Source organism: Stenotrophomonas sp. YJH_SMC_138 (assembly GCF_059369855.1).
Genome location: NZ_JCAFTB010000006.1, coordinates 187,947 through 214,729 on the forward strand (window position 1 = coordinate 187,947; position 26,783 = coordinate 214,729).

26 protein-coding genes are annotated in these 26,783 nt (G+C 66.3%); 10 read left to right on the top strand and 16 right to left on the bottom strand.

The annotated features are described in order from the left end of the window. Positions 1-7 precede the first annotated feature (7 nt). The 5 genes from AC5P7I_RS14370 to AC5P7I_RS14390 all read right to left on the bottom strand — a co-directional run bounded on the left by AC5P7I_RS14370 (position 8) and on the right by AC5P7I_RS14390 (position 5,436). The gene (locus AC5P7I_RS14370) at positions 8-1,441 is read right to left on the bottom strand and encodes an OprO/OprP family phosphate-selective porin (RefSeq protein ID WP_262087686.1); all 1,434 of its coding nucleotides are present in this window, start codon (positions 1,439-1,441) and stop codon (positions 8-10) included. A gap of 132 nt (positions 1,442-1,573) precedes the next feature. Continuing rightward, positions 1,574-2,350, bottom strand: a complete 777-nt coding sequence (locus AC5P7I_RS14375; protein WP_262087687.1) for an ABC transporter permease — start codon at positions 2,348-2,350, stop codon at positions 1,574-1,576. After that, positions 2,334-3,167: an ABC transporter ATP-binding protein gene (locus AC5P7I_RS14380; RefSeq protein WP_014647218.1), complete on the bottom strand. Its 834-nt coding sequence runs from the start codon at positions 3,165-3,167 to the stop codon at positions 2,334-2,336. The genes AC5P7I_RS14375 and AC5P7I_RS14380 overlap by 17 nt, the downstream gene beginning before the upstream one ends. 13 nt (positions 3,168-3,180) lie before the next feature. Further along, positions 3,181-4,239: an ABC transporter substrate-binding protein gene (locus AC5P7I_RS14385; protein ID WP_262087688.1), complete on the bottom strand. Its 1,059-nt coding sequence runs from the start codon at positions 4,237-4,239 to the stop codon at positions 3,181-3,183. Positions 4,240-4,314: 75 nt separating this feature from the next. Further along, on the bottom strand, positions 4,315-5,436 hold the full coding sequence (locus tag AC5P7I_RS14390) for a 4-oxalomesaconate tautomerase (protein WP_111205710.1): 1,122 nt from the start codon (positions 5,434-5,436) through the stop codon (positions 4,315-4,317). Between the two features lie 109 nt (positions 5,437-5,545). Between AC5P7I_RS14390 and AC5P7I_RS14395 the strand changes: the two genes are divergently transcribed. Beyond that, positions 5,546-6,448, top strand: a complete 903-nt coding sequence (locus AC5P7I_RS14395) for a LysR family transcriptional regulator (protein ID WP_010485668.1) — start codon at positions 5,546-5,548, stop codon at positions 6,446-6,448. A gap of 13 nt (positions 6,449-6,461) precedes the next feature. On the opposite strand, the gene AC5P7I_RS14400 is transcribed toward AC5P7I_RS14395, so the two are convergent. The 3 genes from AC5P7I_RS14400 to AC5P7I_RS14410 form a co-directional block, all read right to left on the bottom strand. Next, complete coding sequence (locus AC5P7I_RS14400; RefSeq protein WP_262087689.1) at positions 6,462-7,028, bottom strand: hypothetical protein; 567 nt, start codon at positions 7,026-7,028, stop codon at positions 6,462-6,464. Between the two features lie 10 nt (positions 7,029-7,038). Beyond that, positions 7,039-7,566: a hypothetical protein gene (locus AC5P7I_RS14405; protein WP_262087690.1), complete on the bottom strand. Its 528-nt coding sequence runs from the start codon at positions 7,564-7,566 to the stop codon at positions 7,039-7,041. 129 nt (positions 7,567-7,695) lie between these two features. Then, positions 7,696-8,223 carry a DUF6622 family protein gene (locus AC5P7I_RS14410; protein ID WP_014647223.1) on the bottom strand — a complete coding sequence of 176 codons (528 nt, stop codon included), beginning with the start codon at positions 8,221-8,223 and terminating at the stop codon, positions 7,696-7,698. A 234-nt stretch (positions 8,224-8,457) separates the two neighbouring features. Between AC5P7I_RS14410 and AC5P7I_RS14415 the strand changes: the two genes are divergently transcribed. Then, positions 8,458-9,609, top strand: coding sequence for a serine hydrolase domain-containing protein (locus tag AC5P7I_RS14415; protein ID WP_262087691.1), 1,152 nt, complete (start codon positions 8,458-8,460; stop codon positions 9,607-9,609). A gap of 6 nt (positions 9,610-9,615) precedes the next feature. Here AC5P7I_RS14415 and AC5P7I_RS14420 read toward each other — a convergent pair whose 3' ends face one another. Both AC5P7I_RS14420 and AC5P7I_RS14425 read right to left on the bottom strand, forming a co-directional pair. Then, positions 9,616-10,488: a methylenetetrahydrofolate reductase gene (locus AC5P7I_RS14420; protein WP_262087692.1), complete on the bottom strand. Its 873-nt coding sequence runs from the start codon at positions 10,486-10,488 to the stop codon at positions 9,616-9,618. Continuing rightward, complete coding sequence (locus AC5P7I_RS14425; RefSeq protein ID WP_262087734.1) at positions 10,488-11,402, bottom strand: LysR family transcriptional regulator; 915 nt, start codon at positions 11,400-11,402, stop codon at positions 10,488-10,490. The genes AC5P7I_RS14420 and AC5P7I_RS14425 overlap by 1 nt, the downstream gene beginning before the upstream one ends. Before the next feature lie 176 nt (positions 11,403-11,578). On the opposite strand from AC5P7I_RS14425, the gene msuE reads away from it, so the two are divergent. Genes msuE through AC5P7I_RS14440 form a run of 3 tightly spaced genes read left to right on the top strand, consistent with a single transcriptional unit; the run spans position 11,579 to position 14,270 of the window. Continuing rightward, positions 11,579-12,163: an FMN reductase gene (gene msuE / locus AC5P7I_RS14430; protein WP_262087693.1), complete on the top strand. Its 585-nt coding sequence runs from the start codon at positions 11,579-11,581 to the stop codon at positions 12,161-12,163. A 56-nt stretch (positions 12,164-12,219) separates the two neighbouring features. Further along, the gene (locus AC5P7I_RS14435) at positions 12,220-13,197 is read left to right on the top strand and encodes a DUF1852 domain-containing protein (RefSeq protein ID WP_014647228.1); all 978 of its coding nucleotides are present in this window, start codon (positions 12,220-12,222) and stop codon (positions 13,195-13,197) included. Positions 13,198-13,235: 38 nt separating this feature from the next. Further along, on the top strand, positions 13,236-14,270 hold the full coding sequence (locus tag AC5P7I_RS14440) for a methionine synthase (protein WP_014647229.1): 1,035 nt from the start codon (positions 13,236-13,238) through the stop codon (positions 14,268-14,270). On the opposite strand, the gene AC5P7I_RS14445 is transcribed toward AC5P7I_RS14440, so the two are convergent. The 3 genes from AC5P7I_RS14445 to AC5P7I_RS14455 form a co-directional block, all read right to left on the bottom strand. Beyond that, positions 14,227-14,862 (bottom strand): hypothetical protein, encoded by a 636-nt coding sequence (locus AC5P7I_RS14445; protein WP_262087694.1) that lies wholly within the window; start codon positions 14,860-14,862, stop codon positions 14,227-14,229. The genes AC5P7I_RS14440 and AC5P7I_RS14445 overlap by 44 nt on opposite strands. Positions 14,863-14,927: 65 nt before the next feature. Further along, complete coding sequence (locus AC5P7I_RS14450; RefSeq protein ID WP_262087695.1) at positions 14,928-15,743, bottom strand: S1 family peptidase; 816 nt, start codon at positions 15,741-15,743, stop codon at positions 14,928-14,930. Between the two features lie 135 nt (positions 15,744-15,878). Then, the gene (locus AC5P7I_RS14455; RefSeq protein WP_100450097.1) at positions 15,879-16,235 is read right to left on the bottom strand and encodes an excalibur calcium-binding domain-containing protein; all 357 of its coding nucleotides are present in this window, start codon (positions 16,233-16,235) and stop codon (positions 15,879-15,881) included. Between the two features lie 481 nt (positions 16,236-16,716). On the opposite strand from AC5P7I_RS14455, the gene AC5P7I_RS14460 reads away from it, so the two are divergent. Next, entirely contained in the window at positions 16,717-17,718 is a 1,002-nt protein-coding gene (locus tag AC5P7I_RS14460) for an NUDIX domain-containing protein (RefSeq protein WP_069116705.1), read from the top strand. Positions 17,719-17,769: 51 nt separating this feature from the next. Beyond that, positions 17,770-19,617 (top strand): hypothetical protein, encoded by a 1,848-nt coding sequence (locus tag AC5P7I_RS14465; protein ID WP_262087696.1) that lies wholly within the window; start codon positions 17,770-17,772, stop codon positions 19,615-19,617. Between the two features lie 45 nt (positions 19,618-19,662). Here AC5P7I_RS14465 and AC5P7I_RS14470 read toward each other — a convergent pair whose 3' ends face one another. Together AC5P7I_RS14470 and AC5P7I_RS14475 are read right to left on the bottom strand one after the other, a co-directional pair. Further along, positions 19,663-21,117, bottom strand: a complete 1,455-nt coding sequence (locus tag AC5P7I_RS14470; protein WP_262087697.1) for a S41 family peptidase — start codon at positions 21,115-21,117, stop codon at positions 19,663-19,665. A gap of 87 nt (positions 21,118-21,204) precedes the next feature. After that, positions 21,205-22,779 carry a S15 peptidase family protein gene (locus tag AC5P7I_RS14475; RefSeq protein WP_262087698.1) on the bottom strand — a complete coding sequence of 525 codons (1,575 nt, stop codon included), beginning with the start codon at positions 22,777-22,779 and terminating at the stop codon, positions 21,205-21,207. Positions 22,780-22,938: 159 nt separating this feature from the next. Here AC5P7I_RS14475 and AC5P7I_RS14480 point away from each other — a divergent pair, with 159 nt between their 5' ends. Continuing rightward, positions 22,939-23,952: a DUF4034 domain-containing protein gene (locus tag AC5P7I_RS14480; RefSeq protein WP_046430782.1), complete on the top strand. Its 1,014-nt coding sequence runs from the start codon at positions 22,939-22,941 to the stop codon at positions 23,950-23,952. A gap of 335 nt (positions 23,953-24,287) precedes the next feature. Beyond that, positions 24,288-25,028: a DNA/RNA non-specific endonuclease gene (locus tag AC5P7I_RS14485; protein WP_014647237.1), complete on the top strand. Its 741-nt coding sequence runs from the start codon at positions 24,288-24,290 to the stop codon at positions 25,026-25,028. A gap of 18 nt (positions 25,029-25,046) precedes the next feature. On the opposite strand, the gene AC5P7I_RS14490 is transcribed toward AC5P7I_RS14485, so the two are convergent. Further along, complete coding sequence (locus AC5P7I_RS14490) at positions 25,047-25,904, bottom strand: hypothetical protein (protein WP_227863743.1); 858 nt, start codon at positions 25,902-25,904, stop codon at positions 25,047-25,049. 179 nt (positions 25,905-26,083) lie between these two features. Between AC5P7I_RS14490 and AC5P7I_RS14495 the strand changes: the two genes are divergently transcribed. After that, positions 26,084-26,779, top strand: a complete 696-nt coding sequence (locus tag AC5P7I_RS14495) for an HAD family hydrolase (RefSeq protein WP_014647239.1) — start codon at positions 26,084-26,086, stop codon at positions 26,777-26,779. The last annotated feature ends 4 nt before the right edge of the window (positions 26,780-26,783 follow it).

The window sequence follows — 26,783 nt, forward strand, 5'->3', positions numbered from 1 at the left end:
CCCGGCCCTAGAAGACCAGCTGCAGACGGGTATTGAAGGTGGTGCCTTCATCCCTGCCCGCAGCACTGCCGCTGCGGTGGCGGGTCTGCCAACGCACGGCTTCGAACATCACCCGGCTGAAATCGTTGAGGTACCAGTTCGCGCCCAGTGTCCACGCGTGACCGGTACCACCACTGGGCAGTTCGGCATAGTCCACGTCCTCATAGCGGCCCTTCAGCTCCCAGGCACCGCTGCCGCCGCGCGTCACCGGATCGGCCACCTTCACCTTGCCCCACGTGCCGGCCTTGCCCGAGTAGGACGGCAGCGCGCCCGCCAGGAACCAGCCGGCCGAGATCGCCCACGCTTCGTGGTCGCGATCATAGCGCCCGCTGGCATCGGCCCCGCGCAGGCTTCGCGTACCCCACTCGCCGGTTGCCCACGCCGGGCCGAAGAAGCCGGCCAGTTCCGCGCCGTAGGCGGTGCTGCGCTCGGCGCCCACCAGCGTGCCCGGTGTGATCCTGACCAGATCGTTGAAATGCCCCGCGATGGCCGAACTGCGCACCACGCCGCTGGCCCCGGCGGGAATCTTCTCGTGGAAGGCCCATGCGCCCAGATGCACCGTGGCGTCGGCGGTGTCCAGCGGATTCCAGTGGACGCGGGTGGCCCAGGTCTGGCTGTCGTTGTCGGTGCCGGCGTTGTTGAGGTCGTTGCCGGCCACCGACAGGCTGGCATGCCAGCCCCTTCCATACACCCGCTCGGTGAGCCCGACACCAAACAGGCCGCGCTGCGGCAGCAGCAGCGTGCCGACCACGTTGCGTTCCTGGAACGGCGTGTTGGAGGTGCTGCTTGAGCCATCGATACCGCGATCGTTCAAGCGGTTGCCGATCGTGAGATCGGCCGGCAGGCCGAACAGCGTGTGGTCCAGCGTGGCGTAGACCGACTTCCACGCCACCGCGTTGTCGGCGAAGTCGCCCTCCACGACCCAGCCCAGGGTGCCGTAGCGCCCCTCGGCCCCCAGGCGCACCGAACGGATCTCGGTACCCGAAACGTTGCGGTCGGCGACCGCCGAACCGTCGGTGCTCGAGGCATCGACGAACAGGCGGCCACGGGGGCGGAACACCGTCGTGCCGTCGGCACTGCTGAACTCCGGTGCACCCTTGGCCCAGGAGACCTTCGGCAGCCTGGACTGGCTGGTTTCCAGGGCGGCCACCCGCGTTTCCAGCGCGGGCGCGAGCGGCGTTGACGGTGCCCTCGCACTGCCCTGCCCGCCCTCGACGGCGCGGAGGCGTGCTTCCAGTTGCTGGATCTGCAGTGCCTGCTGCTGCACCAGGCGTGACAGCTCGGCCTGGCTCAGCGGCGCGGGCAGCGAGGACGTGGACTGTGCGTCGGCATGGCCACTGGCCAACAGCAGGCCGAGCGCGACCGACAGCGCTGCCAGCGGCAGCACGTTGGAATGGTTCATGGGCTCTCTCCGGCCAGCCGGCCCCCTGGCCTGGCGCTGGCCCGTTGCGGTGGTGCGGGGGAAGATCGGGGAAGGAAGCGCGCGCCGCCGGATCGGCCCGGCGGCGCGGCAGGCGGGCTCAGCCCGTCCGGGTCAGCTGGTGGCCTGTGCCTGGGCGTTGGGACGCCAGGTGATCAGCTTGTTCTCGACCACGTCCAGCAGCGCGTCGATGATCAGCACGAAGGCGGCCAGGATGATGATGCCGGCGAACACGCCCACAGCGTTGAAGTTGCCTTCTGCCTGCGCGATCAGGTAGCCCAGGCCCGCCGAGGCGCCGAGGTATTCGCCGATGATCGCACCGACCACGGCAAAGCCGACCGAAGTACGCAGCGAAGACAGGATCCAGCTCGCCGCTGCGGGGAAGTAGACATGGCGCAGCAGGTCACTGCGGCTCGCCCCCAGGATGCGGGCATTGGCCAGCACCACCGGATTCACCTCGCGCACGCCCTGCATGGCATTGAAGAACGTGGTGAAGAACACCAGCGTGACCGCCAGCGCCACCTTCGACCACAGCCCCAGGCCCAGCCACAGCACGAAAATCGGCGCCAGCACCACGCGCGGAATCGCGTTGAAGCCCTTGATGAAGGGATCGAGGATGCGTGCCGAGCGGCGGCTCAGGCCGAGCCAGACGCCGCCGGCCACACCCAGGCCGGTGCCGATGATGTAGCCCAGCGCGGTTTCGGTCAGCGTGATGTAGACATGCTGATAGAACGACGTATCGGACAGCCAGGTCCAGGCCTGCTGCACGATGGCGGTTGGCGATGGGAAGAAGAACGGATCGATCACGCCCAGCGCGATGCCGCCTTCCCAGCCACCGAACACGGCGACCACCAGCGCGAGCTGGATGAACTTGTCAGTCTTGGCGTGCATAGCTCTTCTCCACTTCGCCGCGCAGGCAGGCCCAGATGTCGCGGTACAGGTCGGTGAAACGGTCATCCAGCTTGATTTCGGCCACGTTCCTCGGCCGTTCCAGATCCACATCGAAACTGCGCACCACGCGGCTGGCCGGGCCGGAGGACAGCACCACCACGCGGTCGCCCAGGGCGATCGCTTCTTCCAGATCGTGGGTGATCAGGATCACCGAGCGCCGGTCTTCCTGCCACAACCTCAGCAGCTCGTTCTGCATGAGGTGGCGGGTATGGATGTCCAGCGCCGAGAACGGCTCATCCATCAGGATCACCTTCGGCTCGACGATCAACGCCTGGGCCATCTGCACGCGCTTGCGCTGGCCACCGGACAGCTGGTGCGGGTAGCGATGCTCGAAGCCGGCCAGGCCGACCTTGGCCAGCCACGCGTTGGCCTTGGCCTTGCGTTCGGCCTCGGGCACACCACGGAAGCGCAGGCCGAGTTCAACATTCTGGTACGCGGTCTTCCACGGCAGCAGCGCGTCCTGCTGGAACAGGTAGCCGACCGACTCCTGCACGCCGCTGACGGCACGGCCATCGATGCTGACCTGGCCCGACGACGGCTTCAGCAGGCCCGCCACGGAATTGAGGATGGTGCTCTTGCCGCAGCCGGTGGGTCCGACGATGGCAAGGAACTCGCCGTCACCCACCTGGATGTCGACATCGCGTACGGCGGTGAATTCGCCGAAGGACATGGTCACCTTGTTGATGGCGACCATGGTCTGTGCAGGCTCCAGCTGCGGCGCGCCATTGAACTGGCGCACGGTGGCATTGAGGGCCATGGTTTACCTCCGCTTACGGTTGGGCAGCCGGCGCCGCAGCGTTGGCACGCTCGACGAAGGCATTGGTATAGGTCCGGGACAGATCGATATCGGCCTTGGCGACATCCGTGTTGAACTCACGCAGCACCTTCAGCGGTGTTTCCAGATCGGCAGGCGTGAAGTGACCGTCCAGGGTGAAGATCGCGCGCGCGTTCTCCACCGCGCGGGCATAGGTGGCGCGGTCACCGGAGACGTAGCTGTCCGGCAGCGCGGCCACGATGTCTTCAGCACTGTTGTCGGCGATGAACTTCAAGGCCATCTGCTCGGCGCGGGCGATCTTCTCGGCCGCTTCGGGACGCGTGTCCAGGAAGCTCTGGTTGGCGTACATCACCGAGGTCGGGTACAGGCCGCCATAGACCTGGCGGGCGCCGTCGTCGCTGCGCGCGTCGAGGATGATCCTGCCGACCTTGCGCTCGGTGATCAGGGTGGCGGCAGGATCATAGTTGACGAGCAGGTCGATCTTGCCCTGCTCCAGCGCGGCCACCGCTGCGGCGCCCGAGCCGACGCCGATCAACGAGATGCTGTCGGCCGGAATATCGTGCTGGGCGAGGAAGTGACGGACGAAGAAGTCGGACGAGGAGCCCGGCGCGGTGATCCCGACCTTCTGGCCCTTGATGGTCTCCGGGCGCGCCGGATCGAAGGTGGCATCCTCGCGGCCGGCCATCACCAGGCCGGAGTTGCGCGAGAGCAGTACGAAGGCCACCACGTCCTTGCCCTTGGCCTGCATCTGGATGGTGTGGTCGTAGAAGCCGACGGCCACGTCGGTGGAATTGGCCACCAGCGCCTGCAATACCTTGGAGCCGCCCTGGGCGAAGTTCTCGGTCTTCACTTGCAGCCCGACGTCCTTGAAGTACCCCTTGGCGTCGGCGATGAAGAACGGCAGGTTGTTGAGGTTGTAGGAGCCGACGCTGATGCGTACCGGGGCATTGTCGCCACCGCCGGCGGATGCGCCTTCGCTGCGCCCGCTGTTGCTGCATCCGGCCGCGGCCAGACCGGCCGCGCACAGCGCGGCCAAGAAGAACTGCTTGTACATCATCCCTCCCAGGAGTGAAGCATCTACGTTGTAATGGCGGGCATGCGCGTCTACGCAGGCCCGTCCGGGTTCAGATCATGCCGCTGACGTCCATTGGCGGGCTTGGGTGGCACTGGCCGTGGCGGGCGCGGGCGAAGTCGCGTACACGCGCCCCTCGAACAAGCGGCGTGCGGTGCGGACCACGCTGGCAATCACCGGCGAATCGCCCGAGCTGCGACTGAGGCCCACCTCCAGGGCCCCACTCGGATGTTCGAGGGTAATGCTGCCGGGAACGGACCGGCATCCGACCAAAGTGTGGGCCAGCGTGCCCGGCGTGACGGCGGCGGTGGCCAGGCCGACCGCACCGGTGATGGCCAGTGCGGTGTGGCATTGGTGCGGCATGAAATAGCGCACCTGCAGATCGCCGCCCTGTTGCGGCGCCGACAGCAGCACCGGCTTGGGAATGACCTTGTTGCCGGCGTCGGCGATGCCCATGCGGGCGCCCGCTTCGATGCGCAGCGCTTCCAGCCGGCGCATGAACGCCGCGTCCGCGTTCAGTTCGGCGGGCGAGGCATCACCGCGCACGCCCAGGTCTTCGGCACGCACCAGCATCATCGGCATGGCGCAGTCCACCAGGCTGGCCGGCACGCCATTGATGGTTTCCTGCGCATGCCCGCTGGGCAGCAGCTTGCCGGTGCGGGCGCCTGCCGCATCAAGGAAGGAGAGCCTGACCGGCGCGGCTGAGCCCGGCGCGCCGGCAATGCGCGTATCACCGCGGTAGGCCACATTGCCGCCCGGCGTTTCCACCGTGGCGATGATCAGCTTGCCGGTGTTGACGTTGTGGATGCGCACCTCGGTCTGCGGATCCTGCGCCTGCACCAGCCCACGCTCGATGGCATACGGGCCCACGGCCGCCAGCATGTTGCCGCAGTTGGGCGAGGTATCCACCACCTGCTGCTCCACCCGGACCTGGGCGAACAGGTAGTCCACGTCGGCGTCCGCCCGGCTCGAGCGGTCGATGATCGCCACCTTGCTGGTCAGTGCGTTGCCACCGCCGATGCCGTCGATCTGCAACGGATGGCCCGAGCCCATCACTTCCAGCAGCAGGCGATCCCGTTCGGCGGTGTCCGCCGGCAGGTCGCTGGCCAGGAAGAACGGGCCCTTGGAGGTGCCGCCGCGCATGAGCACGCAGGGAATGCTGAGCAGATCGTTGGACATACGTGTGCTAGATTGATGCGTATAGGGGATGAATGACCCCTCTGTGATTCGATACTGGCATGACCCTAATTGATCTGTGAATTGCTGATTTTTGGATGATTGATACCCAATGAGCATCAATTGCGAAATCCTGGATCTACGCGCGTTCCTGCTGGTATCGGAGACACGCAGCTTCCATCGCGCCGCTGAAATCCTGCACGTCTCCCAGCCGGCGCTCAGCCGACGGATACAGAAGCTGGAGCAGGCCGTGGGTTCGCCGCTGCTGGAGCGCACCACGCGCAGCGTCAGTACCACCGCTGTCGGCGAGAACCTGCTGCCACTGGTGCGCCGCATGCTGGAGGAATTCGATGGCTCGCTGTTCTCACTGCGCGGCCGGGAGGACACCCGCGGCGCCACCGTGACCATCGCGTGCCTGCCGACGGCGGCGTTCTACTTCCTGCCCAGCGTGATGGCGCGTTTCCACGAAGCACACCCGAACGTGCGCTTCCGCATTCTGGATATCCCGGCCACGGAGGGTCTGCAGGCAGTGGAACGTGGTGAAGTCGAGTTCGGCATCAACTTCATGGGCGCCAACGATCCGAATCTCGACTTCGACGTGCTGGCCGAGGACCCCTTCGTCCTCGCCTGCCGGCGCGATCATCCGCTGGCCCGCAAGCGCAAAGTGGAATGGGCTGATCTGGCCGAGCACCAGCTGATCACCGTGCATCGCACCAGCGGTAACCGCACGCTGCTGGACGGCGCGCTGGCGCGCGAGAACCTCAAGTTGAGCTGGCACTACGAGGTGACGCACCTGTCGACGTCACTGGGCATGGTCGAGGCCGGCATCGGCGTGTCGGTGCTACCGAAGATGGCCACGCCGGACGGGGATCACCCCACCCTGGTGACGCGCGCGATCGGCAACCCGGTGGTGTCGCGCACGATCGGCATCGTCCGCCGACGGGGTGCCCTGCTCTCGCCCACCGCAGAGCGATTCCTTCAGATGCTGATGAGCCAGTGGCGTGGGGAGGCGTGAGCAACCGCGCGGTTCACGCGCTTGTGCTGTCCTGACTCCAGGCGAATGTGCTGCTGCCACTTATCAATCGGGCCGTCTGCATCGACCATTCCTGCAGAAGCTGCCGCGCGCCTGATTCGCCACCTCGCCCGATTGCCTCCAGCATCCTGTCCAGTCTTCCGCGGATCGCGCTGGACACCGGCAGTGCGAGCAGATTCTTCAGTGCAGCGTCTGCGGCCGGGAAATCGCCCAGGCGAATGGTGGACAGGTACTTCACCCATTGGCAGTAATCGCCCTCGAAACCGGCCTCTTCAACATACATCAGAAGGTCCGCAGCTGTTCTCACCCCTTCGAGCATTGCGAGGTGAGCCTCGTGCGTGCCGCGGAAAAAGTCCTTTGGATCTTCCGGGCAAGCGACCCTCTGGCCGAGAGACATATGCAGGTGTGGCAGGCCGTCATAGACCGGAAGTGCGAAGGTCCATACATAGATGGAGGACGGCGCTGGGTCCATGGCAAACCCGGAGATCACATCGCGCGTGTACGAAACAATCAGAAAGTTGCCAACCACCCGCAACCCAGCCTTCCTGGCGTTCCGTTTCATTGTCCACAGATCAATGGATCTCATGCGTGCGCCCGACGGTTGGCGACGGCACAGGACTTTCAATGTTCAACTGGATGCCCTGCACCATTCGCCTTCCGTCGCGCAGGACAACAAGGGCTCGATCCAGATCGCGCCTTGCAATGGAAATCGATCTCAGACCAAGCGATTGAGCGACCTCGCACTGCGAAAAGAAGATGTCATAGGTCTCCATCAACTCGGCATGAAACAGCTGATTGGGGGCGCTGTCGATCACCCTGGAGAGGTCCGTCATGAAATTCCATGCATCCACGACCTCCCCGGGGTCGACCTCCCGCCCTGAATCTACAGACGAGATCAGCGAGTCGAGGTCAATGACGGACTCTCCTTCCCAGTCCAGGACTCGGCCGCGCGCGGCAACCTGACCCTCCAGCCCTTCCTTGCTGCTATCGCAGACAGGCCTTCCATTGCTGGACATCACCCGATCATGGTCACCTGATACCCAGGCAAACCAGATGATCCGCATTCCCCCTGCAACGCCGACCGGATATATCGCTTCCACTATCGATTCCTGCTCAGATGGTTCCATCCATCCCGGGCTCTCACGGGAGGTACAGCCGCTCCGATGGTAACGCCAAACTCGATTGCCGATGACCTGCGGAGCCTCCAGCGACCGGCACTACCAGGTCAATCAACCTGCGGTTTCCAGCCCCTTCCCCGCCGCATCCATCCGCAGCGAGGCCAGGTAGCGACAGTACTTGCCCACGAAGACGCCAGTGAACCCGCCGGTCAGCAGCAGGTAGGCGGCGCTGAAGCCGGCACTGGTGGTCAGCGTCGGCGACACCGCAAATGCGACCTCGAAGCCGTACTTCACCAGGAAGGTGACCAGCAGCAGCGGCAGCAGGCTGAAGTCCGCGCTGCGCCAGAGCTTGCCGGTGCTGCGGTCCAGCGTCAGCTTCAATCGACTCAACAGCAGCCAGGCAAGCGCGGCCCCCGTGGCGATGCCGGCCAGCCACTCGCTCCAGGCGATCAGCGACGCGCCGAAACGATGGCTGATCGACCACGCACCCCAGACGGCAAACAGGCCGGGCACGATCGCCAGCTTCTGCAGCGAGGTCTGGGCCGGCTTCATGGCGGCAATGCCACGGGTGACCAGGAAGGCCAGGAGCAGCCAGACCCAGATCGGCGTCTGCGAGGCGAGTTGCTGGAGCATGTTCATGAGCGGTCCCCCTGGTGAGTGGTGGCTGAGTGGTGGCGAGGTGTCCTCGCCTTGGCGCTCACTATTCGCTTCCGCCCGGGTTGCAGCCAGTGACAGCTGTCAGCCATCGCGGATGACCCGCCGGCATGCTGCGCGTCCCCGGCAGCTGTCGGGGTGGATTCACCCGGTTCACCCTGAGCGGGCCGGCCCTCGGTCCGCGCTACCATCACCACGACGCCGCTGCGAGCCACGTGCATGTACCACGACCCTGTTCGACGCCGCCTGTGTGCGGCGCTGCTGGCTACCGGCTGCGGCCTGTCAGCACCATCGGCGCTGGCGAGCCGGGCGACGTTGGCGGGATGCGGTTCGCTGACCGCATTGCTGCAGGCCGAACGGCAGCCTGGCATGGCGGCCGTTCTGGTCGATCACGGGCGCATTGCCGCGCTGTCCACGACCGGGAGGCTCAATGACACCCGGCCTGCACCGATTGATCGCCATACCGTGTTCGAACTGGGGTCGATCACCAAGCTGTTCACGGCCCTGCTGATATTCCGGCTCCAGCAGCGGCATCTGCTCGACGTCACCGCGCCCATCGGCCAGTACGTGGAAGGGTTGCCTTCCGTATGGGCATCCACTTCGCTGCTGCAGCTGCTGAGCCATACCTCAGGCATTCCCAACTATCTGAATGAAGACAACTTCCTGCGGTTGATGCCGACGAATCCAGCCCCCCGTGAATTGCTCGCAGAGGTGGCCGAGCGGCCGCTGGCGTTTGCGCCCGGTGCGCGGCACGCCTATTCCAATACGAACTACATCCTGCTCGGCCTGGCCATCGAGCATGCAACCGGCATGGACTACTGGCGGGTTCTGCAGGAGGAGATACTGTCGCCGCTGGGCATGCGCGATGCGGGACCGCGTCGTGCCGACGATCGGCGCCGTGTTGCCCAGGGGCATCTGTTCCAGGATGGCCACTGGCGCGCACCGCCCCCCACTGCTCCGGGCTCGGCATGGGCCGCCGGCGGCCTGCTCGCCAGCATCGACGACATGGCGCGCTTTGCTGTGGCGCTGGACCAGCATCGACTGTTGCCCGAGTCGGCCCTGAAGCGGATGTGGTGCGACACACTCCTCGGCAATGGTAGCAAGGCGGGCTGGGGGGCCGGCTGGGAAGTTTCCGATGGCGGAAAGGTAGTCGGCCATGGCGGCGGGACCGCAGGCTTTACCGGGTATCTCCGGCACCGTCCCACCGATCGAAGAACGCTCGTCGTGCTGATCAATCGCGCCGGAGATATCAACCCGCAGGGCATTGCAGAGCGCCTCGACCTGGGCACGCGTGGCTGCAATGGGAGGCTTTCCAGGCCGGCGCCTTCGCTGGATCAACCCGGCACCCGGACAACGCGATCCGTGCCATGACGCAGATCATCGGCGCTGGCTGATGGAAATGTGGCGCCGGTACTGCGCCACCCACTCCAGCGACGGCGCAATACCGCCGAACGGGAAGAAATGCGGGCTGACCTGGCCATGGGCGCGGGTCAGCCCCTTCACCAGGCAATCGACGAACACCTCCGGCCCTGCCGTGCCGAGCAGCCGGCCGATCGAGATGCCATACCGGGCCAGCATCGATGCACTGGCGCCCACGCCGCACATCGCGGCGTAGCGCAGCAGGCGAGAGACGCTGGCCGGGCCCGGCACGCCGACCAGCACCGGGACGCTGATGCCACGCGCGCGCAGTGCATCCAGCCAGGCCAGCACGGCATCGGCATCGAAGGCGAACTGGGTGACGATCAAGGGGGCCATGCCGCGCGCTTCGATGCTCTGGCATTTACGCTCAAGCGCCTGCCAGCGTTCGTCACTGCTCATTACCGGATGCCCTTCCGGGTGTCCGCCGATACCAACGACCTTGATCCCGGAGTGCTCCAGAAGACCGGTCTGGATGATCGAAGCACTGTCGGCAAACGGCCCAGCGGGCGTGGCCAGGTCGCCCGCGATCAGCAGGCAACGCGCGACCCCGGCGTCGCCGGCCGCACGCTCCAGGAAGCGCGCAAGCGATGCGGCTGACCGGATGCGGCGGGCAGAGAGATGCGGCATCGGCTCGAATCCGAGCGCGCGCACGGTGCGCACGGCGGCCAGGCGGGCGTCGTCATCCTCGCTGGCCAGCCAGGGAATGGAGATGACCGTACCGCGCGGGATCCGATCCGCCTCGGCGCGCAGCGCAGGCATGGCCTTCGCGCTGACTTCCAGTGAAAAAGCGTTGATGAAGGCTTCCGCGTGCGCTGAGGTACCGGCCGGCATCAGCGCGCCTCGCGTGCATTGCCGGCAAGCGGCGAGCTGTTGCGGGCCAGTTCGATGAAGGCCTGCAGGTAGTCGATACCGGTATCGGCCTCGCGCGCACCCAGGTAGATCTGCTTGGGGATGCCCTTGGCGCCCAGCCGTACGGGCACCACGTCCATGCGCGTGGCGTACTCCTCCACCAGCCAGCGCGGCATGGCAGCCACGCCGCGGCCGCTGGCCACCATCTGCATCATGATGTCGGTGGTTTCGATGGCCTTGTGGCGCCGCGGGGTGATGCCGGCCGGCAGCAGGAACTGGTTGTAGATGTCCAGGCGCTCGAACGGCACCGGGTAGCTGATCAGCACTTCCTGGCCGAGCTGGCGCGGCTTTACGTGGTCCACCTTGGCCAGGGCGTGGTTGCTGGCCACCACCAGCACCTGCTCGTAATCGAACACGGGGATGAACTTCAGGCCCGGCTTCAGCAGTGGATCGGGCGTGACCAGCAGGTCGATCTCGTAACCGAACAATGCGCCGATGCCACCGAACTGGAACTTCTGCTTGACGTCCACATCCACGTCCGGCCACGCCGCCAGGTAGGGAGAGACGATCTTCAGCAGCCACTGGTAGCACGGATGGCATTCCATGCCGATGCGCAGCGCGCCGCGCTCGCCCTGCGCGAACTGGCCCAACCGCTCCTCGGCCAGGTCCAGCTGCGGCAGTACCCGGTTGGCGACCGCCAGCAGGTACTGCCCGGCCTGGGTCAGGCGCAGGCTGCGGCCTTCGCGCAGCCAGACATCGGTGCCGAGCTGCTGCTCCAGCTTTTTCATGCTGTGGCTGAGCGCCGACTGGGTCAGGTTGAGCACGCCGGCGGCCGCGGTGAGCGAGCCCTGCTGTTCGACCTGATGCACGATGCTGAGGTGGATCCGTTCCAGCATGACGATGAATCTCATTCATGGATTGGTGAAGTAATACCATTTTACGTCATGGAAGGGCATGGCTAGGATCGGGTCATGCCTTCGGTTGCCTGCCAGCCTGCTGACCCAGCCGGCCTGCGGGGCTGCGCACCTGCAGATGCCCGCAGGCGCTCCCCTCCCCCGCTGATAGCGAACAGATGACCCGCCCCCTCCGTATCGTCGCCGTTTCCGGCGGACTGCAACGCCCCTCCAAGGCCGCCGCCCTGGCCGAGCATCTGCTGGACCTGATCGGCGAGGACATCCACAGCGAACAGCAGCTGATCGAACTCGGTGAGCTGGCACCGCAGCTGGCCGGTGCGCTGTGGCGCTCGCAGCTGCCCGAGGCCGTGGAGCGGCAGCTGGTTGCGGTTGAACAGGCCGACGTCCTGGTGGTGGCCACGCCGGTCTACCGCGGCTCCTACACCGGCCTGTTCAAGCACTTCTTCGACTTCATCGACCAGGATGCGCTGGTCGACACCCCGATCCTGCTGGCCGCCACCGGCGGCAGCGAGCGCCACGCCCTTGTGATCGACCACCAGCTGCGCCCGCTCTTCAGCTTCTTCCAGGCCCGCACCCTGCCCCTGGGCGTCTACGCCACCGACCGCGATTTCGCCGAGGGCCGCGTGCACAACGACGCACTGATCCAGCGTGCGCGACTGGCCGTGCAGCGGGCGATGCCCCTGCTGGCGCTGTCCCATCGCGCCGCGCCTCCCGCTACCGCAGAGGCCACCGCAACGCTTTGAATGCCAGACGCCGCCGACCTGCATCTGGATGTCACCCCGCAACCCGGAACGCCGCCATGACGACCGATACCTTCACCTTCAGCATCACGCACATCCCCTTCAACGAGGATTACCAGCCGGCCGAGGGCACGCGCATCACCACCAACTTCGCCAACCTGGCCCGTGGCGCGTCGCGGCGGGAGAACCTGCGCAACACGATCAGCATGATCAACAACCGATTCAACGACCTGGCACATTGGGACAACCCGAATGCGGACCGCTATGCGGTCGAGCTGGACATCATCACCGTGGAGATGCACATCGACGGCGCCGACGGCAGCGATCCGTTCCCGTTGATCGAAGTGCTGCGGCCGACCATCGTCGATACGCAGACCGGCGTGCGTAGCGAGGGCATCGTTGGCAACAACTTCTCGTCCTACGTGCGCGACTACGACTTCAGCGTCGTGCTGCCGGCCAGCAACGAGGGCAAGGACACCTTCGGCATTCCGGAGGGCTTTGGCGACCTGCACGGCAAGCTGTTCCAGCACTTCCTGCGCTCGGACGCCTACCGCGCCAACTTCAGCAAGGGGCCGGTGATCTGCATCAGTGTTTCCAGCAGCAGGACCTACCACCGCACCGAGAACCATCACCCGATCCTGGGCGTGGAATACCGCCAGGGTGAGTTCTCCCCCACCGACCAGTACTTCGACAAGATGGGCCTGCAGGTGCGCTATTTCATGCCACCGGGCAGCGTCGCGCCGCTGGCGTTCTACTTCCAGGGCGACCTGCTGGGCGATTACTCGAACCTGGAACTGATCGGCACCATCAGCACCATGGAAGCCTTCCAGAAGATCTACCGCCCGGAGATCTACAACGCCAATTCCGTGGCCGGCAAGGTCTACCAGCCCAGCCTGAAGCACCAGGACTACTCCTCCACCCGCATCGTCTACGACCGCGAAGAGCGCAGCCAGCTGGCGGTCAAGCAGGGCAGGTTCACCGAAGAGCACTTCATCAAGCCGTACCGTGCCGTGCTTGAGCAGTGGGCCGCCCGCTGATCCATCGATTTACCAACCGCCCCAGGACACACGACACAATGCCGACGAAGACGCTGCTCCCCACCTCCACCGCAGGCAGCCTGCCCAAACCCTCCTGGCTGGCAGAGCCCGAAACACTCTGGTCACCCTGGAAGCTGCAGGACGAAGCCCTGCTTGAAGGCAAGCAGGACGCCCTTCGCCTGTCCCTGCAGGAACAGCAGCACGCCGGCATTGATATCGTCAGCGACGGCGAGCAGACCCGGCAGCATTTCGTCACCACCTTCATCGAGCATCTCAGCGGCGTCGACTTCGAGAAGCGCGAAACCGTGCGCATCCGCAACCGCTACGACGCCAGCGTGCCGACCGTGGTTGGCGCGGTGAGCCGCCCGAAGCCGGTGTTCGTGGAGGATGCGAAGTTCCTGCGCCGCCAGACCACGCAGCCGATCAAGTGGGCGCTGCCGGGCCCGATGACGATGATCGACACGCTGTACGACGCGCACTACAGGAGCCGCGAAAAGCTGGCCTGGGAGTTCGCGAAGATCCTCAATGAGGAAGCGAAGGAACTGGAGGCCGCCGGCGTTGACATCATCCAGTTCGATGAGCCGGCCTTCAATGTGTTCTTCGACGAGGTGAACGACTGGGGCGTGGCCGCCCTGGAGCGTGCGATCGAAGGGCTGAAGTGCGAGACGGCGGTGCACATCTGCTACGGCTACGGCATCAAGGCCAACACCGACTGGAAGCAGACGCTGGGTTCGGAATGGCGCCAGTACGAGGAGTCGTTCCCGAAGCTGCAGACCTCCAGCCTCGACATCATCTCGCTGGAATGCCACAACTCCCATGTGCCGATCGACCTGATCGAGCTGGTGCGCGGCAAGAAGGTGATGGTCGGTGCCATCGACGTGGCCTCCACCACGGTGGAAACCCCGGAGGACGTGGCCAACACCCTGCGCAGGGCGCTGCAGTTCGTGGACGCCGACAAGCTCTACCCGAGCACCAACTGTGGCATGGCGCCACTGGCGCGCGACGTGGCCAGGGGCAAGCTGCGCGCACTCAGCGCGGGGGCGAGGATCGTTCGCGAAGAACTCTCGGCATAACCCTGGCTGGGGAGGAATTGCCGTTCGAATGTCGGTTTGACGGAGCCTGGCCGGGTATCGACCAGGCTCCACCCCGCCCCTGCACTTCCGGTCGGGTCTTCATCGCGGGCTGTCGCGGCGCCAGTGCCTGCTTGATCCGTACCACCTCCCCCGCCCCGGCCTCGGCCAGGCGGCGGGCCTGCTGCCGTTGTTCCCGCGAAAGCGCGGGCAACGGCGCAGCGCCTGTTTCCGGCGCTACGTCCACCAGGCGTGCCACTGCCTCGCGCAGCCGCAGCTGTGGGCAGAGCCGCGCAGCACACCAGCGCTCGGCGTAGCGCCTGGCCTGCCGCACATTCGTGGCGGCCACCACCTTGGTCTGGGACATCCTGCGTGCATCCAGGTAGACCCGGAAGCCAAGTTCGGCATGCGGCACGATGTTGGCCACCGAGCGCCCGTTCCACCACAGGTCCCAGCGCTCGCCGCTCTGTACCCAGCCGGAGGGCCGGGTGACCGTCATGAACTCTGGAAGATCGAAGGGAGAACTCATGCCGGGAAGGATACGAGCGCCCGTCGCACCGGCTGAGATCCGCACCGTGCGCTTGTTCGAGACCATGAATCGTTAAGGCGCGCTTGCTTCCGCTACGCCTGCTCCGCACCGCCGGGCTACGGGAACAAGAACTAAAGTGACGCGTCACGCTCGATGATGCTTTCGATCCAGTCGATGTAGCGGGACACACGCACGTTGTAGACCACCTGCCCATAGAAACCCGCTTCCAGCGCATGCTCGGGTACGGCGGTGATCCAGGAACCGAGGCCCACCAGCTGCCAGGCCCCATCTTTCTCGATCACCAGCGGGCCGCCGCTGTCGCCGTTGCCGAGCACGCCTTCAAGGGGAAGGCCCTGCGGAGGCGGATCAAACCGGTACCAGAGATAGCGCGTGTTGCCGCCGGTGATCGCGTTGCAGGCCCGCCGCAGCGTTGTACGATGCGGCCCGCCGGGCACCAGGCCAGTCGCACCATTGCCGGTGGCGCCTCTCCCTATCAGGGCGGCGACCTGCGTGACCTCGTCGGCGCCCCGGTAGAGTGCGACCGGCGGCACATCGCTCACCGGTGCGGCAAGTCTGATCAATGCGATGTCATCCGATGCTGCAAGGAACGCGTGGATTTTCGACGCGCTCCCGGTTGCCATCGCTTCCTTGCCCAGCGCCTCGGGCATCTTCCGGTAGCCGGGGTGCAGGAAGACGCGCTCGACGCCGTAGCCGTTCCCATTGATGGTGATGGTGGCGCCCCTCCCTTCCATCGGCGCGGCATGCGCGGCGGTCAGCACCCAGCGCGGCGCGATCAGGACGCCGTGCCCCTCGCCCGGCATGTCTGCCAGTGCCGGGAACACCGATGCGTCGATCTGGTACCTGGCATCGTCAACATCATCGCGGATGACCACGGCGCCGGCGGCGAACGGGAGCGTGGCCAATACCAGGAAAATCCAGCGGTTCATGGTTGCTTGCATCCCAGCAGTTCAATCCCAACAGCCTAGGGCATGGCCCTGCCATACGGGGAGATCGTGCGACCAATCCCCGGCGATGGCCGACGAACGCGGGGAAACGGGAGTTGAAGCCAGGCGGGCCATGCCCTACCTGCGGCCCCGATAGGGTTCGCAGCCCACGCCATCATTGTCGCGATCGAGGTGCGGGCCATAGCCCGGATCACCACGCCGTACCGGCGCCGCCCCGGCGGCGCGGGCCTCCGCGCAGTTGGCAAACACCCGGGAACCGCGCGCGGGCGCGGGGGCGAAACTGCTGCGCGGAGTGTCGACGTATCGAGGTGCCGCTGGAGCGCCTCGATGACAGTGATACTCACCCGTTTTCCGGTTGGTGTGGCACCCCTGCTTGTCGAGCCCGCCCGGATGCGCGAGCGCATTGGCGGACAGTGCCAGTGCGAGCATGCCGGATGCAGTCAATACGCTGGAAACGCGGCGTCGTGTGTCCATGCCTTCCCCCTGTCAGGCACTCCTCTGCCAAGGGCAAGGCTAGCATGGTGTCTCGACCGCCAGGCTTGACGCTGCAGCGGCTGCCACTCAACGCAGGTAGTGCTTCAGGAACAGCCAGTGATCAGCGTCGGCAAGATCAACAAGAAGAAGCTGCGCGTGCTGCACGCCCCGGAGGCAGGCGCCGGCAGTCGCTGATCCCTGAGCGGCCACGGGCTCTGCGCCAATGCGGGGAAATCAATGCACCCGCGCTCCTGTTCCGTCGGTTCCGCCGCATACATCGTGGCTGGCGCCGATCCTCCCTCGCCCCTCGCTCCTACAGTGGATTCGCGGCGACGCACGGCCTGCACCCCCGATGGCAACGCCGCCGCCCCCACTTTCCGAGCCCACAGGAGCGAGACATGGCATGCCTTTCCCGGACTATCGCTGGCACAGCGGCAATGCGCCCAGCCCCCTCCACGCAGGTTGAACGGAGGGGTGCACCATGAACCAGGTCTACGTCGCAGTCTGGGATGGAGCCCACTATCTGGTCGTCCGCAAACGGGTGCTCAACAGCTGGTGGGGCAGCAATTCCGTGGTCGTACTTTCTGCCGAGGCGATGGCCGCTGTGCTGGCCATCCGCAACGCGTCCGGCGGTGGCACAGAGCAGGACTGGGATCTGGTGAAGAAGCTGCTTTCCGGCGCCTGGCGCGCCGCAGGGTCAGTCGCCTACCGCGGCGAACGCACGCTGCCCCGCACCATGGACGCACTGGACCGGGCGCTTGAAAGCGCCGAACGCACGCATCCGCAAACCGATGACATCGCCATGGAGACGCTGGCCGCTCTGCAGAGCCTGTTCCGCGAGGACGCAAGAACCCCTCCCACGTTCAGCGCTGCGCGTGCAACCTTGCGGGAGCTCTCCATCGCGTTGCCGCCACCCACCCGGGGTGCGCCGAACTGGGCCGCTGCGTTGATACTGGCACAACGCCTGGTGGCGGAAGTCGGGGCGTGGTCGGATGGCCTGCCCCCGGCGCTGGTGAACCAGGCGGGGCAATGGGCCCTGCCCGGCGGCGGCCGCCTGAACAACGAACGCAAGGAGCGCGCCGCGCGCCGCGAGTTCGAGGAGGAGCTTGGCATCTGGCTTGGGCAGGGACGCGCCGCATGCGATCTGCGTGCCCGGCTGTTTCCGGATGGGGGAGGCAGCTTCTCCCTGGTTCGCTTCCGCACCACGGCCGAGGAGCTCCTGCGGATGGCGCAGGAGGCCGAGAACAACGTCCAGGCCAGTGCCAGCAGCCCTGCGCGCCCCCAGTCCTGCCTGGTGACCGACTGGGAGGTGGCGAGCATCGGACGGGTGCCGGTGGCCAATCTGCGCAATGTCCTCGGGGCACGTGTGGAGGTTCCGGGCGAAGGAACACTGGAGGTTGACGAGGCCCTGGCCAGCGCCAGGCCCGGTAGCCAGGAGATCGACTGGTACCGGGAGATCGCCGCTCTGCTGTCACCCGCCTGAGCCTCCAGCGCGAACCCGTGTGATCCCCTGCAACCCCAGCGAGGCCCCTCCATGAAAGAGAGCACGCCCGAGCGCGAGGCCCGGCGCCACATCAGCAAGCAGCTCACCGCGCAGATCAACAACGCGCAGGCGTATCCCGACGTCCGCTCGGTCGTGGTCAAGGCCCTGTCGGACATCAAGGACCAGCTGCGCAGTCTGTCCAGCAAGGTACGGCGCGACTACAGCCTGAAGCCCGACGAGCCGCTGATGTTCTTCTACGTCAAGGGCGGCAACGCACTGGACGCACTGCTTGAACGCCCGGCCCAGCCGCCACCGACGCTGTTCGATTTCGGCCGGTCCGACTGGGATACGCAGGTGGTGATCAATCCCTGGATTCCGATCCCGGCCCAGGACGCCCTGCACGGCGGCGTGGAGGACATCGTGATCGAGGTGATGCTCGGCGCCGGCCTCAACATCGCATTGGAGATCAGTGTCTTCCCACCCAACCAGAATCCGCTGGCCGGCCAAGTGGTGGATCTTGCACCGGTGGACATCCATGTGCCGCCCGGCCAGCAGTGTCTGGTGACCTGTGACACTCCGCAGGCGTTCCGGAAGGTCTACCAGCGTGACCGCGCGGGCCTGCATCTGTTCACCAGCGAACCGCTGAAGGGCATCGGCACCTCCACGGCCTTGGCCAGCCCGTCCGTGCTGCCACCGCCGCCGCCGCCACTGCCCGTGCAGCCGCCACCTGCCCCTCCGCCGCCACCCGGCATCATCCTCAACGACGGCATCAAGCCGTTCGTGCTGTACCGCATGGGCTACACCTGGCACGCGCGATGGGTGAAGGATCCGAAGGCGCCTGTCGGCGACGACCCGGTGACGCCGCGGCCGATCCTGATGGAACTGATCGATGTGACCACGCCGCGCCGCGATACCGTGGAGGCCGTGACAGTGTGGTCGGACATCATCCGCAACCATCTGGTGATTGCCGAGGATGCCGGCGCGGAAGAGCGCTGGCGGCTGCCCCTGCCCAGCATGGAGTACCACCTGTGGGAAGGCCTGACCATGCTGTGCGAGATCGCCGCCTATCCCGGCTGGCCGGGTGCGGACAAGCTGGAGAAGCGTCGCCGCAATGTGCAGCGCATCCACGACTGGTACCGCGACCAGCAGGGCGACCTGGCGACGTTCGGCAGGGTGATCGATGGCATCTCGGCGGCGCCGGTGTTCGCCGATGACAGGGACTGCATGCAGCAGGTCGATGCCTGCATGCGTGAGGTCAAAATGCGCATGCAGGCGTCATCTTCGGGATTCGATCACGGCGCCCTGTCGGCCACCCACACGCATCGCCTGCGGCAGGGGCGGCAGTGGGTCGCGCAGCGGGTCGCAACGCTGCTGCAACGCCTGCAGACATCTGCCGCATCCTGTGGCTACAGCGACGATCTGGCGTTGGTCGGGACGCTGGCGCAGAACCCCTACCTGGATGTCACCCAGGTGCCGATCTCCGACGTCGACTGCGCGATGATCATCCGCACCGACCCTGCAACGCTGCGCAGGGCGACGGCGGCCAACTGCTTGAATGCGCTTGCCCAGGATCTCGGCGCGCACATGACCATCGAGGATTCCCTGCACTCGACCGTACGTGCGACGGGTATCAGTTACGAGCGAACGCTGGTGATCTTCGATGCGCCGCGTTCGCCGTCGGCGCGCGTGGCCAAGGCGATCCTGACATTCACCACGGCTGGCCCGGTCGGTTGCCCGTTCCGGGACAGCCCCGACGGTTCCGGGCAGGCCATCGCACCGTTGCTGGACATGGACAACCAGCGCAAGGTGGCAGCCTCGATCGTCCAGGGTTTCGTGCAACGGGCGAATCTGTCCAGGCAGCACGAGATGATCCGGGTGCTGTTGCCACAGGGGGAATGATCCTCCATCAGCGCAGCGCGGGCGGCGGGTTCCGATCAGGTCCGATCAGTCCCTGCCCTCCAGGATCCATGCCTCCAGCGCCTGCGTGTCCCGCATGTCCCCCGCGTAGCGGCGATCCGGCACGTAGGGCTCGTTCGAACCGCGCCCGCGACCGCGGTAGACCTTCATGGGCACCGAAATCCGGCTCAGCCCACTGGGCAATGGCTGAGGCCTGATATCCATGTAGACACTGTCGGCGGACGTCTCGACCCCCACCTGCAGAGCGCCCAGCCGCTTCCATAGATCCAGTGCATCCAGGCAGGCTGAGCCGCAGGAGGCGTCCGCCACGATCACCACCGTGCCGCTGCGATCCGGAACGGCTGCAGCGGGCGGACGCATCGGCCCAACCGGCGCGTCCGCCGGTTCGCGCCACAGCGCCTCACCGTTCGCACCGGCACGGGCCATCCCTGCGGTGACCGTTTCCAGCATGTGCAGCAGTTCGGGCGACGCGTCGTGTGCTGCCTTCAGCTTCTGCAGGAAGCCGCGCAGCTGCGCGATGTTGGCCTCCGACGTCCGCCATTCCGCCCAACTCTCGTCACGCAATGCATCCACCGCTGCAGGCCCCCAGATCAAACGGGCCAGCGCGATGCTCCAGTGCGACGCACCTCCGGTATTGCCGCGCACGTCCAGCACCACCCGCGGTGCCTGCTGCAGTGCGTCGGCCACCGGGGTGAGTTGCTGCAAAAGCTCGGTCAGCTGCTGGGCATTGCGCGTGGCTGGATCGGCATTGAAGCTGCTGGTGGTGATCCAGTAGCCGCCACCGGCCAATGTGTGCCAGCCATTGGCTGGGCGGAAGCTGCGACGGGTATCGGCCAGTCGCGCTTCGCGTGTTGCCGTATCAATCGGAAGCCATTGCAGCGTGTAGGCGCTCTGGCGCCCATCCACCCAGAAGACGCAGCTGTGCAACGTCGGCACGAACGGGTTGCCCTGTTCAAGCAGCACCTCGCCGCCAGCGTGGATACGGCTCGCCTGCAGGTTCCAGCGCCCGTTGAAGTCGCCCACGCGCCACTCAGCCAGTGCCTGTGCATCGACGCCATCACAGGACAGCAATCGCGCGCCCATGGGCGGCCGACCGGGGCGTCCATCCACGACCATCACCACCTGCGCGTCACCTTCGAAGCCCGTCAGGAACCCGGGCCATCGGGCCGGCAGCATGGGGGCGCCCGCCAATGGATTGAGACTCACGTGGCCATCGTTGAACGTGGCCGCATAGCCCTTCATCGCCCACCAGTAGCCGGCGAAACTGTCGACCTGGCGCGCGCGCGACCGTGCAAGTGACAGGGCGCCGTCCATCTGGGAGACGAAGCCGGGATTGTGCGGGTCAACCACCCCGGGATGGCTGCCGCGCAGGGCCGCGTCAGCAGCCTCCAGATCCATCAACAGCGTGCTCGGCCAATCTGTGGCACAGCCTTGGGTGCCTGCTGCCAGTACCGTGCCGACCAGCAACGATGCGAGCGCCATCGATTCACCTCTCGACTGGATTGCGCTCCAGTCTGGCAACTTTCAGGTCTGTCGTACCGCGCCCGCCGCAACGGGCGCGGCGCCACGTCAATGCAGGGGCACCTTCAGCACCGAAGGCGCGTTGGCCGGTGAGCTGAAGGTCACCGCACCGCCCAGCTGGCTGATGCCTGCATAGCGCAGGTCCACGGTATCGACCACCAGGGTCAGGCGGCTGCCGGCCGGGAGGTTCCAGCTGCTGGCTTCCAGGCGGAGATCGATTGTTTTCGGCTGGCCGGGCGTGGCCCCGCGCAGGGTGTAGGGCTTGTGGCTGACCAGCTGGCCGTTGCCCAGCACGTCTTCGGCATACAGGTAGGCATACAGCGTGGTATTGGCGCGGCTGGGCGTCACCGTCACCCGCACTTCCGGTGCGCCATCCAGGCGACCTGCGCTCCAGTAGATCGGGCCCTGCCAGACGCCGGCGGCGTTGCGGCCGACGAACGGTACATAGGCGCCGGGCGGCAGGTTGATCATCTGCAGTGCACCGGAGGCCATCACCACGCCGGAATTGGCAGCCGTCAGCAGCCCGCTGCCGATGCGGTAGCTCCAGCCGGTAGCGCCACCGTTCTCCGCCAGGCCGCCGGTGGGCAGCAGCAAACCGGAGGGTGCGGTCAGGCCGTAGCTGACGGCGCCCGCATTGGTGGCCTGCCAGTCCGGATAGCGGCTCCAGCTGCCCTTCTGCGACTTCAGCTGCACCGCTGCCTGGCGATCGATGCCATTGTCCACGCCCTTCAGGTAGTGGTCGAACCAGTCGCCTACGGCGACATAGACCTCATTGGGAATGCCGAACGCACCGAAGGCCTCGTTGAGGGCATGGTCGCCGTGGCGCAACTGCAGCTGCTTGGGCCCCTTCAGGCGGTTGAAGAAATCGACCAGCTGGCCCGGCGGGAACAGGCTGTCATTGAAGGCATTGGCGAGGAATACCGCCGGCTGGTTGGCGTTGATCTCTTCAAGGCTGCTGGCCGGGCTGCGCTGTGCGGCCACCGGCAGCAGCGAGTCCACCGCCCCCTGGTAATTGCCGACCAGCACATTGCGGTTGATGGTGGCCAGCTCCGCGCCGGGGCGGCCGGTGGCCAGGCCCGCCGCCACCAGCAGGGCGATGCCCTGGGCGCTGGGTGTGTCATGGCTGTACAGCGACGCCTGCAGGTCGGCCCAGCCACTGAGTGCGGCAACGGCCTTGATGCGGGGGTCGCGCGCCGCCGCCAGCAGGCTGGTGCCGGCGCCATAGGAGATGCCCGAGACCCCGATCCTGGCCGGATCGGCACGGGTGTTGTCCAGCGCCCAGTCGATCAGCGCGCTGACATCCTCGACCGTGGCGGGCCCGGCGATGTCGATGCTGCCACCCGACTCCCAGAAGCCGCGCGAGCTGTAGCTGATGACCACATAGCCGCGCTGCGCCAGCGACTGTGCCACGCCCACGTACTCAACGCTGGGCACCGCCCAGCTGCTGGGCATGACCAGCAGCGGATAGCGCCCGCTGCCGGCATCCTGCGGCTCGATGACGAAGGCCCCGAGAGGCGTGCCATCCCAAGTGGGAATGGTGCGATGGGTGGTCTTGACCGTGGCGGCCCAGGCGGTAGGCGCCAGGCCGGTCAGCAGGATCAACAGCAGCAAAAGCTTGCGCATCGTCGTCTCTCCCCGTCGGTGGTGGTGCAACGGGTCGGACCGTACCAGTGCGAATGGTGGCTGGCACCTTGCGACGCAGCATGGCGCAAAGCGCACCTTGGTATGCTTCGCGGCACTGCGGTCCTCCGCAGGCTCCCATCAATGCAAGGATGCCCCCCGATGCGCAGGACGCTCTTCGTCGGCACGCTCTTGAGCGTGGCCAGTCTGTTCGCCCCTTCAGCCGTGGCGGCCCGGGACCCCGACGTCACGGATGACTGCAGCGAAATCGCGCAGTTGATGTCCAACGACGACTTTCCGGCACTGGACGCGATGGCCGCGCGCCTCCGCACGGGCGAGCTCAACGCCGCCGGCGAATCCCGGCTGGGCCGTTTCTACCTCTGCATGTCGCGTGCAATCGGCACGGCGCGGCAGGAGGTGGAGGCCTGGAACCGCTGGTCGGCCTGGGCGGCGCGCTGGGTTCAGCATGCGCCAAAGTCGCCGGCAGCCCACCTGATGACTGCACGGATTCCGCTCAACCTGGCCTGGAGCTACCGCGGAAATGGTTACGCCAACACCGTCAATGCCGAAGACTGGGCTCAGTTCCATGAGTACAACGCGGCTTCGCAGGCCTACCTGCAATCGCATGAGGGCGTTGCCGGCGGCGACCCGTTCTGGCACGAGATGAGCGTGCTGATCGCGCTGCGCGAGGGCGCGGATGACGAAGAACTACTGACGCTCGTCGACCGTGCAGCGAAGGCCTTCCCCGACTACGAGCCGCTGCACTTCATTGCCCTGCAGCACTTCACGCCGGCCTGGGGCGGCAGCGCACAGAAGATGGAAGCCTTCGCACGGCGCTCGATGGCCAGTATCCCGAAGAAAAAGCGGGCCATGCGCTACGCACGGCTGTACTGGTCAGCCACCGCGTATTCGGCCGATCACTTCCGCGCGGCGACACCCGATTGGCCGCTGATGCGCCAGGGGCTGGACGAAATCGCACAGCGCTACCCGACCATCGACAATCTGGAGACCATTACACGCTACGCCTGTTGGGCGCGTGACGGCGATGCCCTGGATCGGTGGAATCGCCTGTACTTGAGCCGAAGTGGTTTCAGCGAGGCGGTCATTGCGGACTCGAGCGAGCAAAGCAGGGCCGCCTGCCTGGCGCCGGATGCTGGGCAAGAGGCTTCCTTGTAGAGCCAATCGGTGCGGAACCGGGCCGCGGAGGATGCGCGGTCCAGCATGCACTTCACACCTGCAGGGTGCTTAGCACGTACGCATGTCAGCCACGGACCGCGTGATCTGACACATCACCAGTGCTTGCACCCGGTCACAGCTTCGCGTTCTCGTCGTTGACCAAAAGACGACAGCTTGTGACGCTTGCGACACCGCGCGGCCTTCCGGGCCCTCCTCATCGCGGCCTCGCTCTACTGCACTCCGCATCACCCGTATCCGCAACGCCTTCACATGACACAGGCCGGGCCTGGTCGTGGCGGGCAGCTGCGTCCTGAACTCTTTGCTGGAGAATCGCAATGCGCCTTGCAAGCTTCGTCTTTGCCTTCGTCCTCAGCGCCTTTGCCGGCGCAGCCCAGGCCCAGGTAGTCACCCTCAACAAGGGCGGCTTCGTGCTCACCTACGACTGCAGCATCCACAGTGCCACCCGCTACGAGTACACGCTCACCGCCGATACCGGTTCGGCCGCACGGCCGTCCAGCTTCTACAAGGACCCGGACCTGCCGGCCGGTTGCCTGGGCCAGACCAGCACCGCGTCCTACGCCAGCATCAAATCCGGCTATGACCGTGGCCATCTGGTCACGTCCAACCACATGGATTACGACGCGACCTACATCCGTCGCGCCAACTACATGACCAACATCGTGCCGCAGGTGTCCAGCTTCAACCAGGGCATCTGGGTGAAGGCCGAGAACGTGGCCGAGTGCTACCGCGACATCGCGCCGGTGGACGTCTACGGTGGCGTGGTCTACGGCGATGCCGCCAACGATTATTTCCTGGCCAGCCATGGCATTCCGACGCCGGAGTTCTTCTGGAAGACGATCATCACCCGCGACCCGAACACCGGAACCGCCAAGGCGATCAGCTGGATCATCCCCAACGAGGCCAACCTGGGCAGCCTGGACAACTACCTGGTGACGATTGCGGATCTGGAGGAACTGCTGGGCGCCAGCTACGTGGCGATCAACGCGCCGGCCTCGCTGAAAAACATGCTGCCGGCCACCACCTGGCCGCAGCCGGCCGGGTGTGACCTGGGCTGATCGGGGGGCAGAGGAACGTCACGATGCCTGTGCGCGCAGCCATCGTGACGCCAGCACTCTGGCCAGCAGGAACTGCACTGCGGCGCCGACGACGGTGGCAACGACAAGCCCGCGACCTGTCGTCGGCGCCCCAGCGGACAGCGCTCGCAGAAGATAAGCCATGCTGGCCAGGATGATCAGCAGCGCCGTGGCAAGCAGGATCAGCGACACCACCATCGTGCGCGCCGTCGATGCGGGTTCCGGCGACGGCGCGCCGGCCCATAGGCCGGCAAACGTGGCCAGCGCGCAGGCCACCAGCAGGATCAGGCTCGCAATCTGCAGCTGCGCGGCGCCGTCGGCAACGGGCATGATGAACTCGCCGGGCGAGAATCCCACCGGCAGCTGCGCCACCAGGATGGGAAGCAGGCAGCTGCCGGCCACCAGCGTCACCGCGCCGGCGATGCTGGCACTGATGAGGTGATGGTGCCCGCCCTCGGCAGGGATGCGCCGCTGCATCAGCAGCGCCGGCACCAAGGCCAGCAGCGTGAGGACCAGTGCATGCGCAAGCGGCATCAGACTGATGGCTGCGACGCTGTAGACTGGAAACGGCAACTGCGCCATCGGAATGCGCATGGCGCGATCCAGCACGACGAGCAACCCGAAAAAGGCGATCGAAGCGATCACCGGGTGGCGGATCCGCAGCGCGCCGCGACGCCCGAACAGCAGCATCGACACCAGTACCGCCGCTCCGGCGAAGAGACTCAGCCTGAAACCGAGCTCCGCCAGCGCGTAGCCGATTTCACGTGAGGCCTCGGGCGGGCCCAGACGGCGCCCGAATTCGACCAGGCGGAGGGCTACGGGCAGATACAGGCAGAGCACGTAAAGCTTGGCGGCCATCGCGAACTTGATGGGGTACGCACTGAAGAATGATCGCAATCGGTTCAAGGCGTATTCCCGTGCAGGCGCTGGGCGGGCTGACCTGGCAGTCTAGCGTTCCCGTGGCCCGCGTGCCCCGCCCGACCCGCTATGGGAAAATGGCGGGCACGTCGCCCCTTTGGCTGTTCCCGGAGTAGTAGATGTCCCGTTTCCCCTTCGATGCCGTGCTGTTCGACTGCGACGGCGTACTGGTCGATTCCGAGCCGCTGGTGGCCCGTGTGCTCTCGGAAATGCTGACCGCACGCGGCTGGCCGCTGACCCCGGCGCAGGCGGGCGAGGTCTTCCTCGGCCAGTCCGTGGCTCATCTGGCCGGGCTGATCGCAGAGCGCACCGGCAAGCCGTTCACCGAGCAATGGCTGGAGGAATTCCGCCAGCAGCGCAACCGTGCGCTGGAGCAGGACCTAGAGGCGATCCAGGGGGCGCCCGAGGCCGTGCGTGCGATTGCCGCGGCCACCGGCGGGCGGATTGCCTGCGCCTCCGGTGCCGATCTGTTCAAGGTGAAACTGCAGCTGGGCAAGGTCGGCATCCTTGATGCCTTCGGTGCCCATGTGTTCAGTGGCCAGGACATGCCGAACACCAAGCCTCACCCGGATGTCTATCTGGCCGCCGCCGCAGCGCTGGGCGTGGACCCGAAGCGCTGCGCGGTGATCGAAGACACCGTGACCGGCGCCACCGCCGGCGTCGCGGCAGGTGCGACCGTGTTTGGTTTCAGCGAGGGCGGCCCGCACCACAGCACGCCGGAGGCCCTGCGCGCTGCGGGCGCGAAGGTGATCTTCCAGCGCATGGAGCAGCTGCCGGCAGTGCTGGCGGCCTACGCCGCCGACGCAGCCGCCTGAGGCG

Bases quoted from the DNA above. Each gene is read 5' to 3' on its own strand.
- AC5P7I_RS14370 (WP_262087686.1), bottom strand. From the start codon at position 1,441: ATGAACCATTCCAACGTGCTGCCGCTGGCAGCGCTGTCGGTCGCGCTC.
- AC5P7I_RS14375 (WP_262087687.1), bottom strand. From the start codon at position 2,350: ATGCACGCCAAGACTGACAAGTTCATCCAGCTCGCGCTGGTGGTCGCC.
- AC5P7I_RS14380 (WP_014647218.1), bottom strand. From the start codon at position 3,167: ATGGCCCTCAATGCCACCGTGCGCCAGTTCAATGGCGCGCCGCAGCTG.
- AC5P7I_RS14385 (WP_262087688.1), bottom strand. From the start codon at position 4,239: ATGTACAAGCAGTTCTTCTTGGCCGCGCTGTGCGCGGCCGGTCTGGCC.
- AC5P7I_RS14390 (WP_111205710.1), bottom strand. From the start codon at position 5,436: ATGTCCAACGATCTGCTCAGCATTCCCTGCGTGCTCATGCGCGGCGGC.
- AC5P7I_RS14395 (WP_010485668.1), top strand. From the start codon at position 5,546: ATGAGCATCAATTGCGAAATCCTGGATCTACGCGCGTTCCTGCTGGTA.
- AC5P7I_RS14400 (WP_262087689.1), bottom strand. From the start codon at position 7,028: ATGAAACGGAACGCCAGGAAGGCTGGGTTGCGGGTGGTTGGCAACTTT.
- AC5P7I_RS14410 (WP_014647223.1), bottom strand. From the start codon at position 8,223: ATGAACATGCTCCAGCAACTCGCCTCGCAGACGCCGATCTGGGTCTGG.
- AC5P7I_RS14415 (WP_262087691.1), top strand. From the start codon at position 8,458: ATGTACCACGACCCTGTTCGACGCCGCCTGTGTGCGGCGCTGCTGGCT.
- AC5P7I_RS14420 (WP_262087692.1), bottom strand. From the start codon at position 10,488: ATGCCGGCCGGTACCTCAGCGCACGCGGAAGCCTTCATCAACGCTTTT.
- AC5P7I_RS14425 (WP_262087734.1), bottom strand. From the start codon at position 11,402: ATGCTGGAACGGATCCACCTCAGCATCGTGCATCAGGTCGAACAGCAG.
- msuE (WP_262087693.1), top strand. From the start codon at position 11,579: ATGACCCGCCCCCTCCGTATCGTCGCCGTTTCCGGCGGACTGCAACGC.
- AC5P7I_RS14435 (WP_014647228.1), top strand. From the start codon at position 12,220: ATGACGACCGATACCTTCACCTTCAGCATCACGCACATCCCCTTCAAC.
- AC5P7I_RS14440 (WP_014647229.1), top strand. From the start codon at position 13,236: ATGCCGACGAAGACGCTGCTCCCCACCTCCACCGCAGGCAGCCTGCCC.
- AC5P7I_RS14445 (WP_262087694.1), bottom strand. From the start codon at position 14,862: ATGGTCTCGAACAAGCGCACGGTGCGGATCTCAGCCGGTGCGACGGGC.
- AC5P7I_RS14450 (WP_262087695.1), bottom strand. From the start codon at position 15,743: ATGAACCGCTGGATTTTCCTGGTATTGGCCACGCTCCCGTTCGCCGCC.
- AC5P7I_RS14455 (WP_100450097.1), bottom strand. From the start codon at position 16,235: ATGGACACACGACGCCGCGTTTCCAGCGTATTGACTGCATCCGGCATG.
- AC5P7I_RS14460 (WP_069116705.1), top strand. From the start codon at position 16,717: ATGAACCAGGTCTACGTCGCAGTCTGGGATGGAGCCCACTATCTGGTC.
- AC5P7I_RS14465 (WP_262087696.1), top strand. From the start codon at position 17,770: ATGAAAGAGAGCACGCCCGAGCGCGAGGCCCGGCGCCACATCAGCAAG.
- AC5P7I_RS14470 (WP_262087697.1), bottom strand. From the start codon at position 21,117: ATGGCGCTCGCATCGTTGCTGGTCGGCACGGTACTGGCAGCAGGCACC.
- AC5P7I_RS14475 (WP_262087698.1), bottom strand. From the start codon at position 22,779: ATGCGCAAGCTTTTGCTGCTGTTGATCCTGCTGACCGGCCTGGCGCCT.
- AC5P7I_RS14480 (WP_046430782.1), top strand. From the start codon at position 22,939: ATGCGCAGGACGCTCTTCGTCGGCACGCTCTTGAGCGTGGCCAGTCTG.
- AC5P7I_RS14485 (WP_014647237.1), top strand. From the start codon at position 24,288: ATGCGCCTTGCAAGCTTCGTCTTTGCCTTCGTCCTCAGCGCCTTTGCC.
- AC5P7I_RS14490 (WP_227863743.1), bottom strand. From the start codon at position 25,904: ATGGCCGCCAAGCTTTACGTGCTCTGCCTGTATCTGCCCGTAGCCCTC.
- AC5P7I_RS14495 (WP_014647239.1), top strand. From the start codon at position 26,084: ATGTCCCGTTTCCCCTTCGATGCCGTGCTGTTCGACTGCGACGGCGTA.